The organism is Pelagibius sp., from assembly GCF_028289705.1.
Classification (GTDB): Bacteria; Pseudomonadota; Alphaproteobacteria; order Kiloniellales; family Kiloniellaceae; genus Pelagibius.
This window is the reverse complement of the sequence record NZ_JANQOI010000071.1, coordinates 1-8,869: the sequence shown is the minus strand read 5'-3', so window position 1 is coordinate 8,869 and position 8,869 is coordinate 1. Positions and strand designations below refer to the sequence as shown.

Annotated in this window: 7 protein-coding genes; 4 read left to right on the top strand and 3 right to left on the bottom strand. The window is 66.0% G+C overall.

The features are described 5' to 3' along the window. Positions 1–112: 112 nt before the first annotated feature. Together Q0996_RS08640 and Q0996_RS08635 are read right to left on the bottom strand one after the other, a co-directional pair. Positions 113–985: a CmcJ/NvfI family oxidoreductase gene (locus tag Q0996_RS08640; RefSeq protein ID WP_299617705.1), complete on the bottom strand. Its 873-nt coding sequence runs from the start codon at positions 983–985 to the stop codon at positions 113–115. A gap of 65 nt (positions 986–1,050) precedes the next feature. Then, on the bottom strand, positions 1,051–1,251 hold the full coding sequence (locus tag Q0996_RS08635; RefSeq protein ID WP_299617703.1) for a hypothetical protein: 201 nt from the start codon (positions 1,249–1,251) through the stop codon (positions 1,051–1,053). Between the two features lie 262 nt (positions 1,252–1,513). On the opposite strand from Q0996_RS08635, the gene Q0996_RS08630 reads away from it, so the two are divergent. The 4 genes from Q0996_RS08630 to Q0996_RS08615 all read left to right on the top strand — a co-directional run bounded on the left by Q0996_RS08630 (position 1,514) and on the right by Q0996_RS08615 (position 6,966). Then, positions 1,514–2,320, top strand: a complete 807-nt coding sequence (locus Q0996_RS08630) for an inositol monophosphatase (RefSeq protein WP_299617701.1) — start codon at positions 1,514–1,516, stop codon at positions 2,318–2,320. A 229-nt stretch (positions 2,321–2,549) separates the two neighbouring features. Next, a complete protein-coding gene (locus Q0996_RS08625; protein ID WP_299617699.1) occupies positions 2,550–3,584 on the top strand; it encodes an ABC transporter substrate-binding protein in 1,035 nt (344 codons plus the stop codon). A gap of 84 nt (positions 3,585–3,668) precedes the next feature. Then, positions 3,669–5,885: an iron ABC transporter permease gene (locus tag Q0996_RS08620; RefSeq protein WP_299617697.1), complete on the top strand. Its 2,217-nt coding sequence runs from the start codon at positions 3,669–3,671 to the stop codon at positions 5,883–5,885. Positions 5,886–5,898: 13 nt separating this feature from the next. After that, entirely contained in the window at positions 5,899–6,966 is a 1,068-nt protein-coding gene (locus tag Q0996_RS08615; RefSeq protein WP_299617695.1) for an ABC transporter ATP-binding protein, read from the top strand. Positions 6,967–6,981: 15 nt separating this feature from the next. Here Q0996_RS08615 and Q0996_RS08610 read toward each other — a convergent pair whose 3' ends face one another. After that, complete coding sequence (locus Q0996_RS08610) at positions 6,982–8,631, bottom strand: glycosyltransferase family 39 protein (protein ID WP_299617693.1); 1,650 nt, start codon at positions 8,629–8,631, stop codon at positions 6,982–6,984. Positions 8,632–8,869: the final 238 nt, after the last annotated feature.

Here is an 8,869-nt window from a genome sequence, read left to right as displayed (position 1 = left end):
ATGCGATTATCCTAGTGGGTGGCCGGGAGGGGGTGCGGGCCGGAACCGATTCGACGTAAGTCGAAAACACTACTGAGGTGCGGCGGCGGTCCGGCGGCCGCCGTGCTCTCCGCTATTCGATGATCACCAGGGTGCGGACCTCGATGCTCTCGCGCGGCGGGGCCGAGGGATTGCCGTGGGGCGGATCGAAGGCGGTATGGGGCGTGAAGCGGGCGCGGCCGTCGGCCAGGCTGTCCCAGCCCTTGATCAGCAGCACCTCGTCGGCCGTCATCTGCGGGGCGTAGTACCAGCGCTGCAGCGGCGAGTAGGCAAGGTGGTAGATCTCCCCCACCCGGTCGGGGAAGACCTGGTCGGTGGCAATCAGCTCGTCGGGCGCGACCGTCGCCGCATCCGCCAGCGCCAGCGGCGCACGCTGCACCGGCCCGCGGATCGGCCGCCAGACGTTAACCTGGACGACACGGGCACCGGCTGCCTCCAGACGCGCGGCCTCGGCCTCACCGAGGAAGTCCTTCACCCGCTGCGGGCCGCTCTTTTCCGTGTAGTCGACGTGGATGCGGGTGGCGGGCCCACGCGCGCCGTCGGGATTGGTTGCGCCCTTGTGACTGTCGGAGCGGCGGGTCGTATCGAAGATCACCACCCGGCTGGCCCCGAACTCCCGCTTCAAGAGGGCCTCGATTTCCCCGTGGTAGACCCGCGCAATCTCTTCGTCGTCATAGAAGTCGGCCACCGCGCTCTGGTGATCGCGCAGCACGAAACCCTCGTGGTCCATGGACAAGGCGTAGGCGACGGGGCGCATGTCGCGGATCGGCACCGTCTTGGCTTCGGTCGCGAAGAAGAACCGGCCGGACCCGCCGGCCAGGGCGGCGGAGTGAAACACCGGCTTGTCGTCCTGCGGCCGGATGAAGTTCAGCGGCGCCTTGACCACGCAGACGGATTGCTCCGCCGCCGGTTCGCTGGGCAGGGCAAGGGGGCTGATCTGGTTCATCGGGATGTCCTCGTTCAGCGCCGGTCGTCAAAAGACCGGAGGGTTCGGTGGAAGCTAAGGGGGCGTCAGGCCCGGGCGCAGCCGGATTTGGCGGAAGCGGAAAGGCGCGGCTGCCGATCGGAGAGCGCGGCGCCGAGGCGCCGGGTGATGGCCACCCACAGCCCGTGCAACGCCGCGGCGCGGGCAATACGGCCGCGGTGCAGGGCGGCCTGCATCGCGGCATCCGAAATCAACGCGGAAAACAAGGGGTTGGGCTGGACAACCATGCGAACTCTCCCTTTCAGCGGTCTCGCGGCAGGGCGGCTGCTCTGTCTCAGTCCTAGGTGATCATTGATTGAAAGATGTAAATGTGCGTCGATGGAACTTCATTCGTGCCTCAGAGGCATAAATAATGCTTTTCTCTGTACCCAGGCACGGGCTCTTGGCATGAGCGGGACACCAATGGCTGCGATCGCTGCGGCGATATTGGGCGGTTCGCAGACCGTCAGGCCCGCAGGCCGGAAGCGCATGCCAACAAGGAAAGAACCAATGCAGGCGATGAAGTCGCGCTACGAATACGCTCAAAGCCTGGCACGCGAAGCCGGGCAGCTTGCCTACGACTACTATCGTCGGCGCGATGAGATCGCTGTCGAAAACAAAGGCCTTCAGGATGCGGTTTCCATCGCCGACAAGGAGGTCGAGGCGCTGATCCGCAGCCGACTCGCGGCAAAGTTTCCGGACGATGGATTCTTGGGCGAGGAGAGCGGCACCAGCGATCGCTTCGATCAGAACAAGCCTATCTGGGTCGTCGATCCGATCGACGGCACTGCCTGCTTTCTCAATGGAATGCCGAGTTGGTGTGTGTCGATCGCCCTGGTGAGCGGCGGCGAGATCGAGCTGGGCGTGATCTACGACCCCAATACCGACGAGCTCTTCGCGGCCCGGCGCGGCGGGGGCACCTTCCTCAACGGCGCGCGCCAGCCGGTGCCGACGGCGGCAGCCTTCAGCGACGGGCTTCTCGGAACCGGCTTTTCCCACCGCTCGCCGACCAGCGACTTCGTCCCCTTTCTCGACGGACTTCTCCGCGATGGCGGGCTCTTCCTGCGCAACGGCTCCGGTGCCCTGATGCTGGCCTATGTGGCGGCGGGGCGGCTGATCGGCTATTTCGAGCCCCACATCAACTCATGGGATTCCCTGGCCGGGCTGCTGTTGGTGCGCGAGGCCGGCGGCTGGACCTGCGACTTCCTGGCCAACGAGGGCCTGTTGCGCGGCGGGCTCTGTGCCGCCTGCGCCCCCGCGCTTGCACCAGCCTTTCAGGCGCTGCTGGCCGCGACTGTCCCGGCACCCAGGCTTTGAAAAAAAATTCCGCAATTCCACAAATGAAATGCCTATTCTAATATTACCGTTTTATGATGTTTTTGTTGCACGGGTCCGATAGCCGCTGAGGCAACGGGGGTCATGGCAGCATTTCGCTGCCGCCATCCGTAACATCCAGTAGCCAAAACGAGTGACCCGACCGAGGCAACCGGGCCGGTTTCGGCAAGAGGCCGACCAGCCTGACGTCGCGCCCAATGGGAGGAACCAAATGACATCGAGAGCAAGCAGATTTGCTGTTGCCACCATCGCCGTGGCGCTGGCCGCCATGGCCGCCCCGGCCCAGGCGGCCGAGCGCCTGACCCTCTACTGCAGCCCGCAGATCGAGTGGTGCCAGCTCATGGTGGAGGCCTTCACCAAGGAGACCGGCATCGAGGTCGCGATGACCCGCAAGTCGTCGGGCGAGACCTTCGCCCAGATCAAGGCCGAGGCCAGCAATCCGAAGGGCGACGTCTGGTGGGGCGGCACCGGCGACCCGCACCTGCAGGCGGCCGAAGAGGGCCTGACCCAGGAATACAAGTCGCCGGCCTTTCCGGATCTGCTGCCCTGGGCGCAGAGCCAGGCTATGGCAGCGGACACAAAGACCGTGGGCATCTATGCCGGCGCGCTGGGCATCGGCTACAACGAAGAACTGCTGAAGGAAAAGAACCTGCCCGCTCCGAAGTGTTGGGCCGACCTGACCGATCCCGCTTACAAAGGCGAGGTGCAGATCGCCAACCCCAACTCCTCCGGGACCGCCTACACGACCCTGGCGACGATCGTGCAGATCTTCGGCGAGGACAAAGGCTTTGAGTGGCTGAAGGGCCTGCACAAGAACGTCAACCAGTACACCAAATCCGGATCCGCTCCGATCAAGGCCGCGGCCCGCGGCGAAACCGCGGTGGCCATCACCTTCATGCACGACATGGTCACGCAGGTGGTCTCCGGGTTTCCGATCAAGATCGTCGCGCCCTGTGAGGGCACGGGCTACGAAATCGGCTCCATGTCGATCATCAAGGGCGCGCGCAACCTGGAGAGCGCGAAGAAGTTCTATGACTTCGCGCTGAACCCCAATATCCAGATGCTGGCGGCTCAGGCCAAGGCCTATCAGGTGCCGTCGAATTCCAACGCCTCGCCGCCACCGGGCGCGCCGAATCTGGATGAGCTGAAGTTGATCGAGTACGACTTCAAGAAGTACGGCTCCTCCGCCGAACGCTCGCGGCTCCTGAAGAAGTGGGACGACGAGGTCGGTTCGCTGCCGCAGTGAGCGATACCAGTCTGGGGCAGTCGTCTGGGCTCGGACAGTCACCTGGGCCCGGGCGGCCGCCCGGGCCCGGCCGGGTGACGCGCCATGATCAGTAGAACCGTCGGCCTGTGGCTGGCGGTGGGCTGGCTGGGCTACCTGGTCCTGCCCTGGTACGCCATCGAGTATGGCTTCTGGGCGTTCGACTGGATCACCGAGGGTTACCCCCTCGACGGCGAATCGGCACCGGCGATCCTGCAGGTCTTCACCGGGGGCAAGCCCTGGCTTGCCCCCCTCGGCCTCGCCCTCCTCGCCCCTCTGTTCGTCCTGCGGCGGCCGAAGAACGACCCTCTGTTCGGCATCGTCCTGCTGATCGCCGGCGGCGGCGGGCTTGCCTATCTTCTTTTCCAGGCCTTCGCCATCGGCCTGCGGGGCTGGGAGTTCTCTCTTCTGGAGACCCTCTTCGGGCCGCTGGACACACGCCAGTTCGGCCTCGGCTACGGCGCGGTGCTGGTCTCCTGCGCCCTGCTGTTTTTCCTCACCCAGGGCATCGCTGCCCGCGGCGCGATCAAGGGCGACGTCTTTGTCGTCGGCTCGATCGGTCTGATCATCGCCCTCGTCGCCGCCTTCGTCTTCTTCCCGGTGCTCAACATTCTGACCTCGGCCCTGCACGACAAGGACGGTGCGTTTTCCGCCGGCGCCTTCGCCGCCCGCTTTGTCGACCAGAAGATCTGGGGCCTCAAGTGTCTGACCGGCCCCTATTCCTGCGGCGTCGCCTGGAACTCGCTGCTGCTGGCGATGCTGACCGGTCTCTCGACGACGATCCTCGGCCTGGCCTTTGCGCTGATCGCCACCCGCACCGGCTTCCGCTTCAAGCGTTCCCTCAGGGTCCTGACGGTGCTGCCGATCATCACGCCGCCGTTCGTCATCGGCCTGGCGGTGATCCTTCTGCTCGGCCGTTCCGGCGCGGTCACCCAGTTTCTCGACTTCGCGTTCGGCATCCCCGCGACGCGCTGGATCTATGGGCTGCCCGGCATCTGGTTCGCCCAGACACTGGCCTTTGCGCCGATTGCCTTTCTCGTCATGATCGGCGTGGTGGAGGGCGTCAGCCCCTCCATGGAAGAGGCGGCGCTGACGCTGCGGGCCGATGCCTGGAAGACCTTCACCACCGTGTCCCTGCCCCTGATGCGGCCGGGTCTGGCCAACGCCTTCCTGCTCGGCTTCATCGAGAGCCTTGCCGACTTCGGCAATCCCCTGGTGCTGGGCGGCCGCTTCGGCGTTCTGTCGACGGAGATTTTCTTTTCCATCGTCGGCTCGCAGTACGACCAGGGGCGTGCCGCGGTGCTGGCCATGGTGCTGCTCACCTTCACCCTCGGCGCCTTCTACGCCCAGCGCCGCTGGGTCGGCCGCAAGTCCTACGCCACGGTCACCGGCAAGGGCGATTCGGGCCTCTACGCGCCGCTGCCAAAGCTGGTCACCGGCGCCGCCTATGGCCTCGCGCTGCCCTGGGCGGCCCTGACGTTCGTCATCTATGTGATGATCATGGTCGGCGGCTTTGTCGAGACCTGGGGCCGCGACCACAGCCTCACCCTGCGCCACTATATCGAGGCCTTCTCCATCACGACCAGCGAACACGGCCTGATCTGGAGCGGCGCGGCCTGGAACTCCTTCTGGACCACCATCACCATCGCCACAATCGCCGCCCCCCTGACCGCGACCATCGGCCTGCTGACCGCCTATGTTCTGGTGCGCCAGCGGTTCGCCGGACGAGATGCCTTCGAGTTCGGCACCATGCTGAGCTTCGCGATTCCCGGTACGGTGATCGGCATCAGCTACATCCTCGCCTTCAACGTGCCGCCGCTCGAGCTTACGGGAACCGGAGTCATCCTTGTGATCTGTTTTGTCTTTCGCAACATGCCGGTGGGCGTGCGCGCCGGCATCGCCGCCATGAGCCAGCTCGACAAGAGTCTCGACGAGGCCTCGCTCACCCTCGGCGCCAACACCTTCGCGACGGTCCGGCGGGTCATCCTGCCCCTCCTGCGCCCTGCGATCGTGGCGGCCCTGGTCTTCAGCTTCGTGCGCGCCATGACCGCCATCAGTGCCGTGATCTTCCTGGTCAGCGCCAACTACGACATGGCGACCTCCTACATCATCGGACGCGTGGAGAACGGCGACTACGGCCTTGCCATCGCCTATTCCTCGACGCTGATCCTGGTCATGCTCCTGGCCATCACCCTGGTACAGCTTGCCGTCGGCGAGCGCCGCATCCGCCGGCGCGGCACGGCCGCGGCGGGTAGTGTCGTGGGGCAGAGGGTCGCGAGATGAACGAGGTGGTGCCATGACCCTGCGGGGCAAAGCGGCGCGCGTCGCCTTTCAGGAGGTAACCAAGGCCTTCGGCGAGGTCGTCGCGGTCAACGGTGTCTCCTTCACCGTCGACCCGGGAACGCTGGTGACGCTGCTGGGGCCGAGCGGCTGCGGCAAGACGACGACCCTGCGGATGATCGCCGGCCTTGAGATGGCCACCAGCGGGCGCATTCTCATCGGCGATCAGGACGTCACGCAGTTGCCGGCCACCGACCGCGATGTCTCCATGGTCTTCCAGTCCTATGCGCTGTTCCCCCATATGACCGTAGCGGAGAACGTCGCCTACGGCCTGACCATGAGCGGCTTTCCGAAACCGGAGATCCGCGAGCGCGCGGAAGAGGGGCTGAAGCTGGTCGGTCTCGGCGGCTACGGCGCGCGCCTGCCCAGCGAGCTGTCCGGCGGCCAGCAGCAAAGGGTGGCGGTGGCCCGCGCCCTGGTGCTGGAGCCGGCGGTGCTGCTGTTCGACGAACCCCTGTCCAACCTCGACGCCAAGCTGCGCCGCCGGGTGCGTGAGGACATCCGCGAACTGCAGCAGAAGCTGGGCCTGACCTCGGTCTATGTGACCCATGACCAGGAAGAAGCGCTGGCCGTGTCCGACCGGATCATCGTCATGCGCAATGCCGAGATCGCCCAGGAGGGCAGCCCGCGCGACCTCTATGAATCACCCTCGGACGCGTTTGTCGCCGACTTCATCGGCGATGCCAATCTGGTAGAGGCCCACCTCGAGGCTGTCGAGAACGGCGAGGCAGTGGTGCAAATCGGTACTCAGAAGCAACGCCTTCCGGCGCGCGGGTTGGCGCCGGGGCCGGTGAAGGTCGCGATCCGCCCCGAAGCGATCCGCCTGGTGCGGGACGGCGCCAACGGCGCCCTGGGCGCCAGCGTGAGCAAGGCGACCTATCTGGGAAGTCACATGGAATACACCCTGATGACTGAGCTGGGCGAACTCTTCGCCGTCGATCCTGCCATCGACGAACCGGTCGGCGAGGGAGAGACCGTGACCCTTCACCTGGCCCGCCGCGGCGTCACCCTGGTTCGCAGCTAGAGCGCAACGCAGCGCTCACGGCGTGCGGGCGTCGCGCGGGTCCTGGTCCTCGGGCAGCCGTTCGTACCAGATACCGCTGTCGTCGCGCTTGATGATCTCGTAGCGCTGCTTCAGGTAGGCGGCCACCTCCGGGCGCAGGCGGTACAGCTTGACGTCGTTGCGGTCGACGAAGACGTAGGGCACCTGCCGCCGGTCGAGGGTCGCCAGGATCTCCCGCGTCTGGGAGGGCAGGTAGAACCGCCAGGCGGAGCCGGTGGTCGTATGGGCCGATCTGCGCCCGGTGAAGCTGTAGACGATGGAATTGCCGAAGATGTAGATCGGCCCGGGTTCTGCGGTGGGCATGGTCAGGAACCGGCTGCCCCGCCACAGCCGCTTGTAGTTCTCGCTGACCTCCCATTGATAGAACTGGATGCCGTTGTCCAGCAGCCTGGCCCCGGCGAGCAGCGGCAGGGCCTTGGTGACCAAGGGATTGGTCAGGGAGGCCACGGTCGGCAAGGCGATGACCGCCGCGCAGATCATGGCCGCTGCCGTTCGGTGGGCAAGCCACGCCGGCAGGCGGCTGGCGCGGATCTCGATGAAGCGGTTGACGTAGGCGGCAAGGGCATCCAGCCCGCAGACGGCAAGGATACCGAAGGGCGTCAGCAGCAGCAGCGTGTGGTGGTACCACCAGGAAAAGCGCTGGGCCAGAAACAGAATGGCGGCCACGGCCAGCCAGACCAGCATCATGACGATCAGGGGACTACTCTCGCCGCGCTTCAGGCGGCGCAGCCAGACGGCGCAGGCAAGCCCGGCGAACAGCAGCCAGGGCGCGGTGTTCTTGATGAAGAATCCCGCCGCCGTCACCAGCCGCGTCGGCGATGCGGGGGGCGAGGTGCCGAGCGCTTCGGGCGGATAGACGAAGGCCGTCCACAGCAGCTCCCGCAAGGCTCCGGCCTGCCAGAACCACAGCACGGCGGCGGCAACCGGCAGCGCCACGCCGGCTGCCGCCGGCAGCCAAAGGCGGGGCAGCAGGCCGAGCAACGTGGTCTTCCTGTCCTTCAGCAGGTAGACCGAAGCCACCAGCCAGAGAGCGACCGGAACCGGCGCGAGCAGCAGCTTGAACAAAGTCGCCAGACCCGCCGCGATGCCGGCGCAGAAGAAGAGCAGGGCCGTCCGGGCCGGCGCTGCGGCCTGCCCGACCGCATGCAGGGCGCACCAGGCGCAGATGTAGAGCGGCAGACCCACCAGCATTTCGAGCTGGGTGAGTTCGTGCTCGCCGACGGTGGCGTAGTAGACGCCGATGCTGGCCGCAGGCACCAGGGCCGACAGCCAGGGTGCCCGAAGATAGGGTCGCAGCGTTGCCATGAGCAGGACTGCGAAGACCAGCATCCAGATCAGTTCCAGCAGGTGAACGCCGAACTCGCTGAATCCGAAGAGGCGCCCCGCCACCAGATAGAAGACATAGAGGCCGGGCTGCTTGTTGTCCCAATAGTCGACGTAAAGGGTGGCGCCGCGGTCCAAAGCGCCCGCGCCGAAGAAGTACATCGCCTGGTCGAGGCCGAAGGGAAAGAAGAGGTTGACCACCCCCAGCGCCAGAACCACCGCAAGGCCGAAGGCGTACCAAGCCGATTCCAGAAGGAAGATCATCCGGCGCGACGGCAGAGCCTCGCGGCTCCCGCTCTGCAATGTCGTTTCCATAGGCGGCATTAGGCCTCAGATAATTCAATGCAGGGTTAACCCGCATTTCTCACCATGTCCACGGCCTGCGTCGCGTAGAGGCGTTCGCCCCGCCAGGAGCGGTCCGAAGAGCGTAGCGGGGACTACGGTTGAGGACCGCGACGCGGCGGGCGGACGCCTCTACGCGACCCTGCGGGCGGCGCCGTACTGTCGACAGGCTGCGTCAAGCCGCTTGCCCGATGCCCCA

Bases quoted from the DNA above. Each gene is read 5' to 3' on its own strand.
- Q0996_RS08625 (WP_299617699.1), top strand. From the start codon at position 2,550: ATGACATCGAGAGCAAGCAGATTTGCTGTTGCCACCATCGCCGTGGCG.
- Q0996_RS08640 (WP_299617705.1), bottom strand. From the start codon at position 985: ATGAACCAGATCAGCCCCCTTGCCCTGCCCAGCGAACCGGCGGCGGAG.
- Q0996_RS08635 (WP_299617703.1), bottom strand. From the start codon at position 1,251: ATGGTTGTCCAGCCCAACCCCTTGTTTTCCGCGTTGATTTCGGATGCC.
- Q0996_RS08630 (WP_299617701.1), top strand. From the start codon at position 1,514: ATGCAGGCGATGAAGTCGCGCTACGAATACGCTCAAAGCCTGGCACGC.
- Q0996_RS08620 (WP_299617697.1), top strand. From the start codon at position 3,669: ATGATCAGTAGAACCGTCGGCCTGTGGCTGGCGGTGGGCTGGCTGGGC.
- Q0996_RS08615 (WP_299617695.1), top strand. From the start codon at position 5,899: ATGACCCTGCGGGGCAAAGCGGCGCGCGTCGCCTTTCAGGAGGTAACC.